The 17,123-nt window shown below is 74.5% G+C and carries 14 protein-coding genes and 1 riboswitch; of the genes, 5 read left to right on the top strand and 9 right to left on the bottom strand.

The annotated features are described in order from the left end of the window. Positions 1–135: 135 nt before the first annotated feature. Complete coding sequence (locus G339_RS32105) at positions 136–1,611, bottom strand: serine/threonine protein kinase (protein ID WP_019629199.1); 1,476 nt, start codon at positions 1,609–1,611, stop codon at positions 136–138. Positions 1,612–1,771: 160 nt separating this feature from the next. Further along, positions 1,772–2,929, bottom strand: coding sequence for a serine/threonine-protein kinase (locus G339_RS32100; RefSeq protein WP_019629198.1), 1,158 nt, complete (start codon positions 2,927–2,929; stop codon positions 1,772–1,774). A gap of 268 nt (positions 2,930–3,197) precedes the next feature. Between G339_RS32100 and G339_RS0100910 the strand changes: the two genes are divergently transcribed. From G339_RS0100910 to G339_RS36280, 3 genes are all read left to right on the top strand, one after another. Beyond that, positions 3,198–3,881, top strand: coding sequence for a C40 family peptidase (locus G339_RS0100910; RefSeq protein WP_051107748.1), 684 nt, complete (start codon positions 3,198–3,200; stop codon positions 3,879–3,881). A 36-nt stretch (positions 3,882–3,917) separates the two neighbouring features. Next, positions 3,918–4,520, top strand: coding sequence for a hypothetical protein (locus tag G339_RS0100905; RefSeq protein WP_019629196.1), 603 nt, complete (start codon positions 3,918–3,920; stop codon positions 4,518–4,520). Between the two features lie 707 nt (positions 4,521–5,227). Next, positions 5,228–5,373, top strand: a riboswitch (cyclic di-AMP (ydaO/yuaA leader). A 10-nt stretch (positions 5,374–5,383) separates the two neighbouring features. Beyond that, positions 5,384–6,310 carry a CHAP domain-containing protein gene (locus G339_RS36280; RefSeq protein WP_019629195.1) on the top strand — a complete coding sequence of 309 codons (927 nt, stop codon included), beginning with the start codon at positions 5,384–5,386 and terminating at the stop codon, positions 6,308–6,310. 91 nt (positions 6,311–6,401) lie between these two features. Here the strand turns inward: G339_RS36280 and G339_RS0100895 are convergent, their stop codons facing one another. From G339_RS0100895 to G339_RS0100865, 7 genes are all read right to left on the bottom strand, one after another. Next, positions 6,402–8,351, bottom strand: a complete 1,950-nt coding sequence (locus tag G339_RS0100895; protein ID WP_019629194.1) for an acetoacetate--CoA ligase — start codon at positions 8,349–8,351, stop codon at positions 6,402–6,404. Positions 8,352–8,389: 38 nt separating this feature from the next. Beyond that, entirely contained in the window at positions 8,390–9,100 is a 711-nt protein-coding gene (locus tag G339_RS0100890; RefSeq protein ID WP_019629193.1) for an HAD family hydrolase, read from the bottom strand. Between the two features lie 114 nt (positions 9,101–9,214). Beyond that, positions 9,215–10,846, bottom strand: coding sequence for an L-glutamate gamma-semialdehyde dehydrogenase (gene pruA, locus G339_RS0100885; protein WP_019629192.1), 1,632 nt, complete (start codon positions 10,844–10,846; stop codon positions 9,215–9,217). A 96-nt stretch (positions 10,847–10,942) separates the two neighbouring features. Then, positions 10,943–11,434, bottom strand: a complete 492-nt coding sequence (locus G339_RS0100880; RefSeq protein WP_019629191.1) for a DUF6912 family protein — start codon at positions 11,432–11,434, stop codon at positions 10,943–10,945. Positions 11,435–11,447: 13 nt separating this feature from the next. Next, the gene (locus G339_RS0100875; RefSeq protein WP_033322012.1) at positions 11,448–12,086 is read right to left on the bottom strand and encodes an HAD family hydrolase; all 639 of its coding nucleotides are present in this window, start codon (positions 12,084–12,086) and stop codon (positions 11,448–11,450) included. Positions 12,087–12,169: 83 nt separating this feature from the next. Next, positions 12,170–13,066: an N-acetylmuramic acid 6-phosphate etherase gene (locus G339_RS0100870; protein WP_019629189.1), complete on the bottom strand. Its 897-nt coding sequence runs from the start codon at positions 13,064–13,066 to the stop codon at positions 12,170–12,172. Continuing rightward, complete coding sequence (locus tag G339_RS0100865; protein WP_240489722.1) at positions 13,063–14,031, bottom strand: MurR/RpiR family transcriptional regulator; 969 nt, start codon at positions 14,029–14,031, stop codon at positions 13,063–13,065. Before G339_RS0100865 ends, G339_RS0100870 begins: the two co-directional genes overlap by 4 nt. A 61-nt stretch (positions 14,032–14,092) precedes the next feature. Here G339_RS0100865 and G339_RS0100860 point away from each other — a divergent pair, with 61 nt between their 5' ends. Next, positions 14,093–15,190 (top strand): N-acetylglucosamine kinase, encoded by a 1,098-nt coding sequence (locus tag G339_RS0100860; protein WP_240489721.1) that lies wholly within the window; start codon positions 14,093–14,095, stop codon positions 15,188–15,190. A 305-nt stretch (positions 15,191–15,495) separates the two neighbouring features. After that, positions 15,496–17,106, top strand: coding sequence for a glycoside hydrolase family 3 protein (locus G339_RS0100855; RefSeq protein ID WP_019629186.1), 1,611 nt, complete (start codon positions 15,496–15,498; stop codon positions 17,104–17,106). Positions 17,107–17,123 lie beyond the last annotated feature (17 nt).

Here is a 17,123-nt window from a genome sequence, read left to right as displayed (position 1 = left end):
TTGTGGCGGCGTCCACGCGCCAGCGTAGCGATGAACGGCACGCCGCCCGTCCGGCGGGGCCGGTGCGGAGAACGTGCCGATTCCTACCTTGCCAGCCGACCGGGCGGCGGCACCGGGAATCGGGGAAGCCGCCGGTCAGGTCCCGGCCTTGTCGCCCTTGGGCGACGTCGGGTCGGTCGGGCCTGTCGGGGGTTCCTCGGTCGGCGTCGTCGGGTCGGTGGGCGGCTCGGAGGACGGCGGCGGCGACGAGTGGCTCGGCGTCGGCGTCACGCTCGTGGACGGGTCCGGCGGCGTCGGCGAATCGGTGGCGGAGGGCGAGCCGGACGGGTCCGCGGTCCGCGGGTGGGGCGCGGGGGCGGGCGCGCTGTCGTGCGGCGCGTCCACGACCCGCCGCGTCGGCCCGGTGTTCGCCGGGGCGGACGGGCCCGGGTCGCTGACCTTGGTGGACGACTTGCTCTTCTCCGGCCCGGTCAGCGCCAGGACCGTCGACACGACCACGACCGCGACGACGAGCGCCGCCCCGGCCGCGACGATGCCGAGCCGACCGCGCGAGCGGCCGAGCAGCGCCGCCAGCGCGGCGCGCGGCTCGGGCAGCACGCGCCGCCGGGGCGGCGGCGGGACGGGCGAGACGCCGGGGATCACCGGGCGGGTGCCGGTCGGGTCGCCGCCCGTGTCGGCGTCCATGTCGCCGTCCATGTCGCCGTCCATGTCGGCCGCCAGGGCGCTGCCCGCCGTCAGCATCGCCGTCGCGTCGTCGCGCTCGGGGACCGGCTCCGGGCTCGCCTCGGTGCCGAGCAGCCGCAGCAGCAGCGTCCGCGACCCGGGCCGGTGGCCGGGCTCGCGGGCCAGGCACGCGCGGACGAGGTCGGCCAGCGGCCCGTCCATGTCGCCGAGGTCGGGGTCCTCGTGCAGGATGCGGTTGATGACGGCCGGGATCGAGTCCTGCCCGAACGGCGGCTCGCCGGTCGCGGCGTAGACCAGCGTCGCCGCCCAGCAGAACACGTCGGCGGGCGTGCCGATCTCCTCGCCCTTGATCTGCTCGGGCGCCATGTAGGAGGGCGTGCCGATGACGCGGCTGGTCAGCGTCGTCGCGCCGGTGATCGCGCGGGCGACGCCGAAGTCGATGACGCGGGGCCCGTCCGGTCCGACGAGCACGTTGTGCGGCTTGAAGTCGCGGTGGACGACCCGCGCCTCGTGGATCGCGGCGAGCGCGGTGGCGGTGCCGACCGCGAGCCGGTCCAGCGCGGCCCCGCGCAGCGGCCCCTCGTCCCGGACGAGCTGGTTCAGCGACGGCCCCGGCACGTACTCGCTGACGATGTAGGGCCGGTCGCCGTCCACGTCGGCGTCGATGACCTGCGCGGTGCAGAACGGGGCGACGCGCTTGGCGACGTCGAGTTCGCGCAGGAAGCGGGAGCGGGCCTTGTCGTCGTCGGTGAGGTCGGCGTGCAGCAGCTTCACCGCGACGCGGGGGACGTCCTCGCCGGGCTCCTCGCCCTCGGGCGCGCGGGCGCCGAGGAAGACCGCGCCCTGGCCGCCCTCACCGAGCCGACCGAGCAGCGCGTAGGGGCCGAGGCGGTCCGGGTCGCCGGAGCGCAGTGCCCCGAGTTTCATCGGAACGGGCACATCCCTTCGGGGTGAGGTGCGTGTGTCGGGGGGCCTTTCGGCACCCTACCCGGCCGCCGCGCGGTCGGGCGCCCGCTCACCGGGCAGCCTAGTGCGCGGTCCCGGGCGGCGGAGGGCGGACGCGGCGGCCCGTGCCGGAGGGGGCGTCTCATCGTCGCCGCGGTCCCTTCTTCTTGTGGTTCCGCTTCTTCTTCGCGTGCGCGGCCGGGGCGCCCCGGTGCTCCACCCCGGCCTTGCGGCCCGGCCGCGCGGTGGACGTGCGCGGCGTGACGCGCGGGGCGGCGGTCCGCTTCGGCGCGGCGTCGGGGGCGGCCGTCGCCGCCTCGGCGGTCGGCGCGGGCGCGGGCGGGCCGCCGCCGCGCGGGAACGCGGTGAACGCCGCCGCCGCGCCGACGACCGCGACCGCGCCCGCGACCGCCGCGAGGACCGTCCGCCGCCGCCTGGTCCCGCGGGGCGGCGCGGCCGCGCGGCCGAGGCGGACCGTCACGCCGTCCCGGCCGGACGCGAGCCGGGCCAGCAGCGCGGCGGCGTCGGGGCGGCGGGCCGGGTCCTTGTCCAGGCACGCGGCGGCGAACCCGCGCAGCGGGCCGCGCAGGCCGCCGAGGTCCGGCGGGCGGGTGAGGACGCGGGTGAGGACGACGTGCATCTCGTCCTCGCCGAACGGGGCCGCGCCCGTCGCGGCGTACACGACCGTCGCGGCCCAGCCCCACAGGTCGGCGGGCGGGCCGACCGGCTCGCCGCGGACGCGCTCGGGGGCCATGTAGGAAGGGGTGCCGAGGATGTCGGCCGTCACCGTCGCGTCCCCGGCCGCCGCCTCGCGGGCGATGCCGAAGTCGATGACGCGCGGGCCGTCCGGGGCCAGCAGCACGTTGTGCGGCTTGACGTCGCGGTGGACGACCCCGGCGCGGTGGATCGCGGCGAGCGCCGTCAGCATCCCGGCCGCGACGCGCTCCAGTTCCGGGCCGGCGAGCGGGCCGTCCGCCAAGACCCGCGCGCGCAGCGACGGCCCGGCGACGTACTCGCTGACGATGTAGGGGCGGCGGCCGTCGAGGTCGGCGTCCAGCACGCGGGCGGTGCGGGACGTCGAGACGCGCATCGCCGTCTCGGCCTCCCGCAGGAACCGGGAGCGGGCCGCGGCGTCGGCGGCCAGGTCGGCGCGGAGCAGCTTCACCGCGACGCGCGGGCCGTCCATGTCGGGGCCGACGCCGAGGTACACCGTGCCCTGGCCGCCCTCGCCGAGCCTGCCCAGCAGGACGTAGCGGCCGATCCGGTCGGGATCGCCGGGCCGCAGCCCCTCGTGGTCCATCCGCACCCTATGTTCCGCGCGCGCCGCCCCGCCGTCCGGACCGGCCCCGCCGGTGTTGGACGCGCGGCCCGCCGGGCGCGTTGACCGACCGCCGGACGCACTTTTCCGCCATTCCCGTGAATACCGGCTTCGGCGCGGCGTCGAGAATGCCCGCGCCCCGCGCCATTTTCCCTGCTCATGACCGTTTTTCGGCCGAGTTCGGGGATGTCGCCGCGCCGAGCCGGGTAGATCGTCTCGCGGATGATCATGTAGGGAGGTACGCCACATCATGTCCATCCCCTTAAGAGCCGCCTGCGGCGCCGCCACGGTGACGCTCGCGCTCGCGTCCGGACCGGCGGCGCTCGCCGCCGACGGCCCGTTCGGGACCGACCGCGCGGAGACGCCGTACGCGGTCTCCGCAGCGCAGGACAGGCAGCAGGACCAGCGGGACCAGCAGGTCGCGCCCCGCACGTGGTCGCGCACCCGGGCCCGCGCCGCGCTCCGCGCCCGCCGGCTCGCGCTGCTCCAGCGCGCCGTCCGCAAGAAGCGGACCGCGATGACCGCGAAGTGGGACCGCCGGGCGCGCCGCGCCGTGGCCTTCGCCGTCAAGCAGAAGGGACGCCCCTACGTGTGGGGCGGGACCGGGGGCGGCGGGTTCGACTGCTCCGGGCTCGTCCAGCAGGCGTGGCGGCGGGCCGGGGTCTCGATCCCGCGGGTCACCTACGACCAGTACCGGCGCATCCGGGCGCGCGTCCGCACGCCGCGCCACCTGCGCCCGGGGGACCTGGTGTTCTTCAACCACCTCAACCACGTCGGGATGTACCTGGGCAGGAACCGGTTCATCCACGCGCCGCACACCGGGGCGACCGTCTCGGTGGCCCGGCTCAAGGGGTACTACAGGCAGAACTACGTCGGGGCCGTCCGGCCGGCCTGGGTGAAGCTGCCCGTCGTGCCGACGTCGCTCGACGGCTGATCCGGCGCGACCGCCGGGATCGGCCATGATGGCGGGATGACCCGTCCGCACACCACGCTCGACGGACGCCGCGTCTACACGCGCGCCGACCTCATGGAAGCCCACGGCATCGGGCGCAGCACCCTGGAGAAGTGGTACCGGGAGCGCGCGGCCAACGGCCACCCGGAGGCGGCGGGGACGTCCGGGGGACGGCTCGTCTGGGACGCCGGGGAGTGGGACCGCTGGTTCGCGGCCCGCTCCCCGGCGTCCGCCGCGCCGCCCGGCCTGCTCACCCGCGACCAGCTCGCGGAGCGCCACGGGCTCAGCAGGCACCGCCTGAAGGAGCTGTGGGCCGACCGCGCCGCCAACGGGCACCCGGAACCGGCCCACCGCCACGGCAAGGCCCTGTACTGGGACGACGCGGTGTGGACGGCCTGGTACGCGGGGCTCGCGTCGCCCGAGGCCGAGCCCGGTGATCTGGTGACGCTGGCGGAGGCGGGCCGCATCCTGGGCCTCGCGCCCTCCAGCGTGACGGTGTACGCGTCCCGGCCGCCCAAAGGCTGGCCGGAACCCGTGCGGGTGGAGCCCCTGAAAGGGGGCCGGGTGCGCCGCCTGTACCGCCGGAGCGATGTCGAGGCCTACGCGGCCCGTATGCGATGAGCCATTCTGCGAGGACGCTCGAAGAATCGTCCTGAGGAACAGGACTTTACCTTTCGGTCGCCGCCGAACAATCGTTTGCCGACTCGCTTCAGACCCGTGCCCGCAAGGGCTTCACGCCCATTGGAATGACGGCCCGGGCTGGGGTGTTGTGCCCGGACCCGCCCCACGAGGGCGGCCCGAACGCCGGGGAATGGCAAAGCCGGTCCCTGCGTTCTACCTGGACCGCCGCACGCGGATGGCGGGCACGTGGGGAATGCCGGACCAGCTCTTGGTGTTCTTCTCGGACCCGCCCCGCGCAGCGGCGGGGAACGCATCGGGGGAATGGCCACGCCACCCCAAGCGTTCACCAAGGACCGCCCTTCATGACGGCGGCGTCCAGGTGGGAATGCCAGCACGAACCCAGGCGTTCCCCTTGGACCGCCCGAAACGGCGGCGGAACGTCACGGGAATGACAACACCGTCCCATGCGTTCTTCTAGGACCGCCGCGAACACCGGGCGGACGGACCTCGCGAACGGGGTCCCACGAGCAGGCCGTACCGCGCCTTACCGAGCACGGATCATCGCTCTTTCAAGCGGGCGCGTCGCGTCAGTACGCGAGGCGGACCACGGCCTGGCCCACGACTCCGGACCGAACGGGCGTCGTGCGGCACGGCCGCTCGCCTCATCTGGCGACAGCGCAACAGTCCATCGACCGCAGGGCGCGCACGCGTGCCCACCGCCGAGTCCGCGCGTCAGCGCGGAGCCGGGGACCCACTCGTCCCAACTGGGGTGAATCGGCCCGTATCCGGGCCGTAGGGCGTCTTCCACGTCCGAACCCGTCAGCTAACCCGGTAGGCGACATGGAAGCGAGGAGTACCCGCCCATGATCGGTAAGTATCGCAACTCGACCCCCCTGTCCGTCGCCCTCCGCACCACCGGCACCCTCGTCGCCGGCGCCGCGCTCGCCGGCACCGCGCTGACGGGCGTCGGCTCCGCCCAGGCCGCCACCGGCCCGGAGACCGGTAAGCACGTCCCGCAGGACGCCGTGTCGGCGCCGCGCGCGCCGCTCGCCGCCGACGGCGACCTCGGTGACGGCCTCAAGGGCCGCGACAGCGCGCAGGACCGCTTCGACGCCCGGCACGACGACGGCGGCCGGACGCCCGAGCTGGGCGACGGCGGCCGCGACCACGGCGCGCCCGTCGTCCCGGACGACGAGGGCGACCGCCCGGCCCACCGCGGGCACGACGGCGGCGCCGACGGCGGCACGGGCTCTGACACGGGCCTCGGCGGCGACCACGGCACCGGCCGCGGCGACGAGCCGAAGGTGACCGCGCAGGACGTCATCCGGCAGGCCGAGTCGCAGGTCGGCGTCAAGGAGGACGGCTCGGGCGAGACCAAGTTCCAGGACTGGTACATGTCCACCGACCGCGCGAAGGAGACCACCAAGCGCGACGGCGGCTCGATCGGGGCCTACAAGGACGCCTCCTGGTGCTCGATGTTCGTCTCCTGGGTCGGCACCAAGGTCGGCTTCTCCGACCAGGTCGGCCAGGACGCGTGGACCATCGCCCACGCCAAGTGGTTCAAGTCCCACGACCGCTGGGGCACCAAGCCGAAGCCGGGCGCCGTCGTCTTCTTCAACTGGGACGGCAAGAAGTCGCTCGACGACATCGAGCACGTCGGCTTCGTGGTCAAGGACAACGGCGACGGCACCGTGAAGACCGTCGAGGGCAACACCGGCAACGCGGTGAAGACCAAGACCCGTGACCTCGACCAGATCGTCGGCTTCGGTTACCCGAACTACGCCAAGTGACCGACGCCCGCACCACCAGCACAGCGCGGAGCCCCGCGCCCCGGCCCCGGCCGGCGGCGCGGGGCTCCGCGCTTTCCCGCGTCGGCGAGGCTCAGGTGAGCGGGACGAAGTGGTCGAGGGATTCGGGGTTGGCCAGGGAGTCGCGGTTGGCGGCCTGTTCGGGCGGCGTGCCCAGCAGGATCTTGCGGACCGGGACCTCCAGCTTCTTGCCGGACAGCGTGCGCGGGACGCTCGGGACCGCGACGACCTCGTCCGGGACGTGGCGGGGCGACAGCGCCCCGCGCAGCTCGGCGCGCAGCCGGGCCGCCAGCTCGTCGGTCAGCTCCGCGCCCTCCGCGAGCTGGACGTACAGCAGCAGGCGGCCCTCGTCGCCCAGCCGCCCGGTGTCGATGACGAGGCTGTCGGCGATCTCGTCGAAGCCCTCGACCACCCGGTAGAAGTCGGCGGTGCCCATGCGGACGCCGCCCCGGTTCAAAGTCGAGTCCGAGCGGCCGTAGATGACGCAGGAGCCGTCCGCGCGGATCTCGATCCAGTCGCCGTGCCGCCACACGCCCGGATACACGTCGAAGTAGGACTCGCGGTAGCGGACGCCGTCCGGGTCGTTCCAGAAGGACACCGGCATCGACGGCATCGGCTCGGTCAGCACCAGTTCGCCGACCTCGCCGGTGAGCGGGCGGCCCGCGTCGTCGAACGCCTCGACCTTCGCGCCGAGCCCCCGGCACTGGATCGCGCCGGGCTCCAGCGGCAGCAGCGGGCTCGGCCCGACGATGCCGGTGCAGATGTCGGTGCCGCCGGAGAACGAGCCGAGCAGCAGATCGTTCCCGACGTTCTCGTACACCCACGCGAAGCCCTCGGGCGGGAGCGGGGAGCCGGTGGAGCCGATGCCGCGCAGCCGCGACAGGTCCAGCTCCGCGCCGGGGCGGCGGCCCTGCTTGCGGCACGCCGTCAGGTACGGCGCGCCGACGCCGAGGTAGGTGACGCCCTCCTCGGCGGCGAGCGCCCACAGGTCGCCGGGCGCGCCGTCGTACAGCACGACCGTCGCGCCGACGAGCAGGCCGCCGACGAGGTAGTTCCACATCATCCAGCCGGTCGTGGTGTACCAGAGGAAGACGTCCTCGGGGCCGAGGTCCTGGTGGAACGACAGCGCCTTCAGGTGCTCCAGGACGATGCCGCCGTGCCCGTGGACGATCGGCTTCGGCAGCCCCGTCGTGCCGGAGGAGTACACAACCCACAGCGGGTGGTCGAAGGGGACGTGCGCGAACTCCAGGGGGCGGCCGGGCTTCGGCAGGTCGGCGTAGCGGACGCCCGCGCGCAGCCCGTCCGGCGCGGACGCCGGGTCGAGGTACGGGACGAGGACGGTCGCGGCGACGGTCGGCAGCGCGGCCTCGATCTCCCGGACCGTCTCGCGCCGGTCGAACCGGCGCCCGTTGTAGGCGTAGCCGTCCACGGCGATCAGCACGGTCGGCTCGGTCTGCGCGAACCGGTCGATGACCGAGGCCGACCCGAAGTCCGGCGAGCAGGACGTCCAGACCGCGCCGAGCGACGCCGTCGCCAGGAAGCACACCAGCGCCTCGGGGATGTTCGGCAGGTACGCGGCGACCCGGTCGCCCTCGCCGACGCCGAGCGCCGCCAGCCCCGCCCGGACCTCCGCGACGTGCAGCGCCAGCTCGCCCCAGGTGATCACGCGGTGGCCGCCCGCCTCGGACCGGAACACGACGGCCGTCTCGTCGGGGTGCTCGCGGGCGCGGCGCAGGGCGGTCGCGGCGTAGTTCAGGGTCGCGCCGGGGAACCAGCGCAGGCCGTCCACCGGGGTCCTGCCGCCCGCGCGGACCGGCCCGTCGCCGCGGTGCCCGACGACGCCGAAGTACTGCCAGACCGCGTCCCAGAACGCGTCGATCTCGGTCGTCGACCAGCGCCACAGCTCGTCGTAGGACTCGGTGAGGATCCCCCGGTCCCACAGCCAGTGCTGGAAATGGGTCGCGCGCGCGTTGGCGACGACGGCGTCGGTCGGCTCCCAGAGCGGCGCGGTGGCGTCGGACATCGGTTCTCCCCTTCGGTCTTGCACGGCGCGGACCCGAGTCAGGAGCGGGTCAGCTCGCGGATCGCGCTGATCAGCGGGCCGGTCTCCGCGAGCGTCGGCAGCACCGCGTCCGCCCCGGCGGCCCGCAGCTCGGCCTGCGTCGCCGCGCCCGTCGCGACGGCCACCACCGGCGAGCGGGCGATCCCGGCCGCCTGCACGTCGCGCACCGAGTCGGCGACGAACACCGTCGCGGACTCCCCGAACCGCGTCCCGTACTTCTCGTTCGCGCGCGTCCGCGCTATCTCCAGCAGCGCCGCCTTGCTGTAGACGCCGGTCTCGTAGCCGCCGGTGTCCAGGTCGAGGCGGTTCGCGAGGCCGAGTTCGGAGACCTTCAGCCGCGCGACGGGCTCGATCGACCCGGTCAGCACCGACTGGAGCGTGCCGGGCTCGCGGCCGAGCGCGTCCAGCGCCTCCCGCGCCCCGGCCAGGACGCGGCCGTGCGCCAGCAGGTCCCGGCGGCGGGCCGCGTACGCCCGCGCGAGCGCGTCCATGAACGCGGGCAGGTGGTCGTCGGTGGTGACGATGTCGTTGAACGCCAGCGTCTCGAAGATGATCTCCGACTCGGTGCGGCCCGCGGTCGGGGCGAGCCGGACGAGCGGGCGGCCGGTCGTCGCGCGGAACGCGTCCGCGTACGCCTCCCGGGTCACCCGTCCCACGTCCACCAGCGTGTGGTCGATGTTCCACAGCACCAGGCGGGTCAGCGTCGTCATGGGCGTCCAATGCGCGTTCGGGCGCGCCCCGGGCGGAGCGGTCCGGGGGCGCGGTCGGACGGCCCTCATCGTCGCCGCTGCCGCCGCGCGCCGCAACCCGCGGCCGGCCCGGCCTCATCCGCCCATGTGCGGGTAGCGGTAGTCCGTCGCCGGGACCAGCGTCTCCTTCAGCGCGCGCGGGTTCACCCAGCGGATCAGGTTGAAGATCGACCCGGCCTTGTCGTTGGTGCCGGACGCGCGCGCCCCGCCGAACGGCTGCTGACCGACGACCGCGCCGGTCGGCTTGTCGTTGACGTAGAAGTTCCCCGCCGTGAAGCGCAGCGCGTGCTGCGCGTGGTCGATCGCGGCGCGGTCCCGGGCGATGACCGCGCCGGTCAGGCCGTACGGCGCGGCGCCCTCCATCTGGTGGAGCGTCGCGTCGTAGTCGGCGTCGTCGTAGATCCGCAGCGCGAGGATCGGGCCGAAGTACTCGGTGGTGAAGATCTCGTCGAACGGATCGTCGCCCTCCAGCACGGTCGGCCGGACGAACCAGCCGATCGAGTCGTCCACCTCGCCGCCCACCAGGACGTTGATGGACGGGTTCGCGCGCGCCCGGTCGATCGCGGCGCTGTGCTTGGCGAACGCCCGGTCGTCGATGACCGCGCCCATGAACAGCGACAGGTCGGTGGTGACGTCGCCCATCGTCAGGGACTCGACCTCGCCGAGGAAGTCGTCGCGCATGACCTTCCACAGCGAGCGCGGGATGTACGCGCGGGACGCGGCGGAGCACTTCTGCCCCTGGTACTCGAACGCGCCGCGCACGAGCGCCGTGCGCAGGACGTCCACGTCGGCGGACGGGTGCGCGACGATGTAGTCCTTGCCGCCCGTCTCCCCCACGATGCGCGGGTAGCCCCGGTACCCGGTGATGTTGTCGCCGATGGTCCGCCACAGGTGCTGGAACGTGCGGGTCGAGCCGGTGAAGTGGACGCCCGCGAAGTCCGGGTCGGGCAGCGCGACGTTCGACACCGCCGTCCCGTCCCCGGTGACGAGGTTGATCACGCCGGGCGGCAGCCCCGCCTCCTCCAGCAGCCGCATCGTGAAGTGCGCCGCGAACTGCTGCGTCGGCGACGGCTTCCACACCACGACGTTGCCCATCAGCGCGGGCGCGGTCGGCAGGTTCCCGGAGATCGCCGAGAAGTTGAACGGCGTGATGGCGAGGACGAAGCCCTCCAGCGGCCGGTACTCCATCCGGTTCCACACGCCCGGCGAGGAGATCGGCTGGTTCTCGTACAGCGACCGGGCGTAGGCGACGTTGAACCGCCAGAAGTCGGCCAGCTCGCACGCCGAGTCGATCTCGGCCTGCTGGACGGACTTGGACTGCCCGAGCATCGTCGCGGCGTTCAGCGTGGACCGCCACGGCCCCGACAGCAGGTCGGCGGCGCGCAGCAGGATCGCGGCGCGGTCGTCGAAGGACAGCGCCCGCCAGCCGGGCGCGGCGGCGCGGGCCGCGTCGACCGCCGCGCGCACGTCGTCGTCGGTGGCGTTGCCGAGGGTGCCGAGCACCTTGGCGTGCGCGTGCGGCTGGACGACGTCGATCGGGTCGCCGCCGCCCAGGCGCCGGTCGCCGCCGATGGTCATGGTCAGGTCGAGCCGGTTCTCCGCCAGCTCCTTGATCTTGGCCTCCAGGGCCGTCCGCTCGGGACTGCCCGGCGCGTACGTGTAGACCGGTTCGTTGACCGGGATCGGCACGGTGGTGGCACCGTCCATGCGCTCGCTCCCCTGAGAAGTCCGACATCGTCGTCGATATGCGGACCCCTACCCCACTGCGGCGCGCGCCAAAATGCGAGGTCGGACGGGAGTTGATCAGGTGAGGCCGGCGAGTTCCTGGGTGGCGTACCAGAGCAGTTCGTGGCCCTCGGCGCCGTCCACCGCGAACCGGGCGCCGTCGTCGCCCGCGCGGGCGGCGGGCAGCGCGGCGACGGCGGCGCGGACGTCGTCGGCGGCCGCGTCGTCGTCCACGTGGCCGGAGGCGATCCGCCGCCAGGCGACCGGGGCCGTGACGCGGACCAGCGCGGGCTCGTCGTCGTCGCGGACGGCCTCGACCAGCTCGTCGGGCACCTCGGCGGCCAGCACGACGCGGCGCGGCGGCGCGCCGGGTTCGGCGGCGAGCAGCGCGAGCGAGGCGCGGGCGGCGGCGGTCATCGCCGCGTACTCCAGCTCCTCGGTGTCGCCGACGGCGTACCACTCGCGGAGCGCGGGCGTGACGGCGTAGCCGGCGAGCGGGGCGGGGCCGAGCTCGCGGGCCTTCGCGGCGGCGGCGAGCGCGGACGGCGTGGACGGCAGGAAGACGCGCATGACGGACCGCAGCCTATGCGCTCAGCGCGCCGAGGTCGCGCAGCGCCGCCACGGTGGCGTCCGGGTCGGTGTGCAGGATGCCGCGCATCCCGACGGCCTCGGCCGCGCGGACGTTGTGCTCGATGTCGTCGATGAACGCGCAGTCGGCGGGGCGCAGGCCGAGCCGCTCCACGGCGTGCCGGAAGATCCGCTCGTCCGGCTTGCGCATCCCGACCTCGCAGGAGATCACGACGTCGTCGAACAGCCCGTCGAACAGGTGGCGCGGGTAGTCGTTGCCCCACGAGTTGGACAGCAGGGCGGTGCGCAGGCCGCCCGCGCGGACGTCCCGCAGCGCCGCGTACATCGGCTCGACGGGGCTGAACGCGGCGAACATGCGGGCGATCAGGCCGTCCGCGACGACCGCGCCGCCGTCCACGGTCCGCAGCTCGGCGGCCAGCAGCCGCTCGAACTCGGCGGTGGCGAGGCTGCCGTCCTCCAGGCCGTGGATCGGGTTGACGCCCGTGCCGTCGTACGCCTGCTTGACCCAGCCGCGCATCACCTGCTTGTAGTGCGCGGCGTCGATGCGGTCCTCGGCGAGCCAGACGGCGACGGCGGCGTTGAGCGGGGACGTCAGCACCCCGCCCCAGTCGGTGATGACGGCTTTGAGAGTCACGTCCCGATGGTACGGCCTGAAGTGGAATGGTGTTCTAGATCGACGGGCTCCGGCCCCCGCGCGGGCGGGGGCCGGAGCGCGCGTCAGGCGGACCGCAGCCGCTGGAGCGCCTCCCGGACGCCGCCGTCCGCCTCCTCCAGCACCGTCGTCGCCCGCGCCGCGGGCACCTCGCCGAGCAGCGACACCAGCGCCACCCGCGTGTTGCCCCCGGCCTCGGACAGCGCGTTCTCGCACGTCACGGCGTCCATGCCGGTCGCCTCGGTGAGGATGCGGACGAGCCTGGCCCGCAGCTTGCCGTTCAGCGCGTTCACGCTGACCATCAGATTCGAGTAGGTGCGGCCCAGCCGGACCATCAGCGTCGTCGAGAAGGCGTTCAGCACCAGCTTCGTCGCCGTGCCGGCCTTCATGCGGGTGGACCCGCTGATCACCTCCGGTCCGGTGGCCAGCCCGATGTGGACCTCCACCTCGTCCCCGTACGGCGCGTGCGGGTTGCAGCTGATCAGCGCGGTGCGGGCGCCCCTGCCCGCCGCCGCGCGCAGCGCGCCCAGCACGTACGGCGTGCGGCCGCTGGCCGCGACGCCGACCGCGATGTCGCCCGGCGCCACCTGGGCGGCGTCCCGCGCCCCCTGCTCGGCGTCGTCCTCGACGTCCGAGACGGCTTTCACCAGCGCCCCCGCGCCGCCCGCGTTGTGCGCGACGACGCGTCCCCAGATCCCGAACGTCGGCGGCAGCTCGGCGGCGTCCAGCACCGCGAGCCGACCGGACGTCCCGGCCCCGAAATAGTGTACGCGCCCGCCGCGGCGCAGGGACGTCACGGCGAGTTCGACCAGCTCGGCGATCTGCGGCAGCACCGCGGCCACCACCATCGGCACCGTGGCGTCCTCGGTGTTGATCAGTCGCAGGACGTCGAGGGTGGGCAGGGTGTCGAGGTCGAGGGTCCGCGGGTTGCGGCCCTCCGTGGGCAGATCGACGTCGATCACCGGCGCCTCCGCTCGGCTCGTCGCACGGTCCGGCCCCGGACCGCTTCGAAAGTGGCCTCCAGCGCCTCGCGGGTCGACCCGAACGTGCGCTGGGCGACGCCGACGAACACGCAGTCGATCACCGTGAGCTGCGCGAGCCGGCTCGCGGTCGCCCCCGACCGGAACGTCGTCTCGCGGGCCGCCGTCGTCAGGACGAGGTCGGCCGTCTCGGCGATCGGCGACTTGGGGAAGTTCGTCACCGCGACGGTCGTGACGCCGCGCTGCGCCGCGACCTCCAGCGCGTCGATGGTCTCCACCGTCGCGCCGGTGTGCGAGATGCCGATCGCGACGTCGCCCGCGCGCAGGACGGCGGCGCTGGTCAGCATGATGTGCGCGTCGGACCAGGCGTTGCACACCCGGCCGATGCGGTGCAGTTTCTGCTGGAAGTCGGCGGCGACGAACGCGCTGGCCCCGACGCCGTACACGTCGACCCGCCCGGCGGCGACGATCGCGTCCACCACCTGCTCCAGCATCTTGATGTCGAGTTGGGTCGCCGTCTCCTCCACCGCGCGCGCGTCGGCGAAGGTGACCTTTTCCACAATCTGTTCGAGGGAGTCGTCGGGGCTGATGTCGCTGCCGATGACCCGTCCGCCGCTCGCGCTCTGCGCGCGGCCCGCCTCGGTGGCGAGGGTCAGTCTCAGCTCGGGGTAACCATGAAAGCCGATCGCCCGGCAGAACCTGATGACCGTGGTCTCGGAGGTTCCGCAGGTCTGGGCGAGTTCGGTGATGGTCGAGTTCGCGACCCCTTCGGGGTCGTCGATGACGCGTTGAGCGACTCGTCGCTCGGCGGGGGGCAGCGAGGGCAGCAGAGAACGCACCCGCACCACGGTGCTCAGCGGCGTCGCCTCCTTGGCCACCGCGTCACCCGTGGGCGCGCCCGCCTCCCCCGTTGCACTCCCCGGCTCCGTGCCGGTGGGTTTCCTCATGGAAGAAATTTTCTTACTGCCTGGATGTCACGTCAACGGTAGAAAAGGCTACGGTCGCCATGTGTTGACCCATTTGGCCGGTCCTTTCGTGGTCGGCATCGACGCGGGTGGCACGAAGACCCGCTGTGTCGTCCTCACGCTCGGGGGCGTTCTCGCCGGAACCGGGACCGGCCCGGGGGCCAATCCCAACTCGGGCGGCGACACCGCGGGCGCACTGTCGGAGGCGCTCAACGAGGCGCTCGGCTCCCTCGATCCGACGCACGTGATCGGCGGCGTGTTCGGCATCGCCGGGGCCGGGTCGGCCGGCCGGCCCGCCGCCGTCGCCGCCGCGCGGCGCGCGTGGCAGGAGGCGGGGCTGCGCGGGTCGCCCGCCGTAGTCACCGACATCGCGGTCGCGTTCGCCGCCGGGACCACGGCCGAGAAGGGCATCGTCGTCTTCTCCGGGACGGGCGCGGGCGCGGCCGTCATCAACGACGGCGCGATCGTCCGGCGCGCCGACGGCTACGGCTGGCTCGTCGGCGACGAGGGGTCGGCGGTCTGGCTCGGCCGCGAGGCCGTCCGCGCCGCGCTCGCCGCGTTCGACGGGCGCGGGTCGCCCACCCTGCTCACCGAGTCGGTGCCGCGCGCGCTGCTCGGCCCCGGCGCGGCGGGCGAGCTGACCGCCCACCGGCACCGCGGGCGGCACCGGCGCGCGCTCGCGCTGGCGGGCGCGGCGCCCGCCCTGTCCGGCGGGGGCGGGACGGCCGTCCTCATCCCCCGGCCGTCCCCGCCGCCGCCCGACCCGCGGCTCGCGCAGGCGATCGTCAAGGAGGTCTACGGGCGGCCGCCCGCCGCGCTCGGCCGGCTCGGGCCGGTCGTCGCGGCGGCGGCGGAGGCCGGGGACGCGGTCGCGCGGCGGATCACCGAGGAGGCGGCGGCGGTGCTGCTGCGGGACGTGGACGCGGTCCGGCCCGCGCTCGGCGGGTCGTTCGCGCCCGTCGTGATGCACGGGTCCGTCCTGCGCGACGGGCCGGTCGCCGAGGCGGTGCGCGCCGGGCTGCGCGACCGGTTCGCCGCCGACCCGCGGCGCGCCGGGGACGGCGCGGTCGGCGCGGCGGGAATGGCGCTGCGGCGGCTCGGCTACCCGGTGCTCGGGCCGCGCCGGACGGCGGTGACCTGACCGGCGCCCGTGCCGCGCTCCCTCCGGGGGGCGCGGCACGGGCTCACCGCACGGGCTCACCGCACGGGCTCACCGCACGGGCTCACCGCACAGGCTCACCGCACAGGCTCGAAGCATGGGCTCGAAGCATGGGCTCACCGCACAGGCGCGCGGCACAGGCGCGCGGTACGGGCTGGGAGCGCGGGATCGAGGCGTGGGCCTGCGCCGGGGGCCGTATCGACAGCGCTGAGTGCAACGGCTAGCGTCGCAGGGTAAGCACTGATCTTTCCGGATCTGTCGGTCGACCATGTCGGGGGGCTGGTCGCGTGCGCACCTCACGTTCTCTCGCGATCGTCGCGGCGGCGGCCGTCGTCGCGCCCGTGGCGGCCTGCGACGGGGGCGGTGGCGGCGGCGGGACGTCCGCGACGCCGCGCGGCTCGGCGTCCGCGTCGCCGTCCACGTCGTGGATCGCGGGCTATCTGCGGGACATGAGCCTGCGCGAGAAGGTCGGCCAGCTCTTCGTCCCCGACTTCGCCGACGCGGCCGCCGCCACCAAGCTCGTCGAGAAGTACCACGTCGGCGGGCTGATCTACTTCCCGCGCAACATGCCGTCGCCCGAGGCGACCGCGCGGCTGTCCAACTCGCTGCAGAAGGCCGCGTCCACGCCGCTGCTGATCGGCGTGGACGAGGAGCAGGGCATCGTCCACCGTGCGCCGTTCATCACCCGGTTCCCCGGCAACATGGCGCTCGGCGCGACGCGGAACCCCGGATACGTGCGCGAGGCCGCGCAGGTGACGGCCGCCGAGCTGCGCGCCGTCGGGATCAACCAGAACTACGCGCCCGACGCCGACGTCAACGTCAATCCGGCGAACCCGGTGATCGGGCCGCGCTCGTTCGGGTCGGACCCGAAGCTCGTCGCCTCGCTGGTGAGCGCCGCCGTCGCGGGGTACCAGGGCGCGGGCGTCGCGGCGACCGTCAAGCACTTCCCGGGGCACGGGGACACCGACGTCGACAGCCACACGGGCCTGCCGGTCATCGAGCACTCCCGGTCGTACTGGCAGCGGCTGGACGCGCCGCCGTTCGAGGCCGCCGTGGCGGCGGGGGTGGACGCGGTGATGTCCGCGCACATCGTCGTGCCCCGGCTGGACCCGTCCGGCGATCCGTCCACGCTCTCGCACGCCGTGCTGACCGGGCTGCTGCGCGACAAGCTCCACTTCAACGGTGTGATCATCACGGACTCGCTGAAGATGGCCGGGGTGCGCAAGAAGTACGGCGACGCCGTCGCGCCCGTCCGCGCGATCCAGGCCGGGGCCGACCAGCTCCTGATGCCGCCGAACCTGCCGAAGGCGTTCGACGCGGTGCTGGCGGCCGTGCGCAAGGGCACGATCACCGAGAAGCGCCTGGACGAGTCCCTGACGCGCATCCTCACGCTCAAGCAGCGGCGCGGGCTGTTCAAGGGCACCGCCGTCGATCCCGACAAGGCGGGCGCGGCGATGCGGACGGCCGCGCACCGCCGCACCGCGCGCACGGTCGCCGAGCACTCCGTGACGCTGGTCCGCAACGACGGCGGGACGCTGCCGCTCGGGTCGAAGAAGGTGTTCGTGACCGGGCCGCAGAGCGCGGCGCTCAGGTCCGCGCTGCGCTCGGCGGGCGTCCGCGCGGCGTCCTCGGCGAAGGACGCGGACGTGACGGTGGTGACGGTTCTGGGCGGCCGCCCCGCGATCCCGGCGGGCGCGCGGTCGGTCGTGGTCGCCGCTCTCGGCCTGCCCTACGTCCTCAAGCAGGCGGGCGGCGCGGCGGCCACGGTAGCGGCGTACTCGTCGTCGCCGGTCTCGATAACGGCCCTCGCCCGCGTCCTGGCCGGAAAGGTGAAGCCCGCCGGCAGGCTCCCCGTCCCGGCCGCCGGCCGCAAAGCAGGCCACGGCCTCACCTACTGACCCCGTCCGTGCGGGCG

It is taken from the genome of Actinomadura atramentaria DSM 43919, from assembly GCF_000381885.1.
GTDB classification, from domain to species: domain Bacteria; phylum Actinomycetota; class Actinomycetes; order Streptosporangiales; family Streptosporangiaceae; genus Spirillospora; species Spirillospora atramentaria.
Note: the sequence above shows the minus strand (reverse complement) of the source record. Positions and strands in the feature narration are given on the sequence as shown.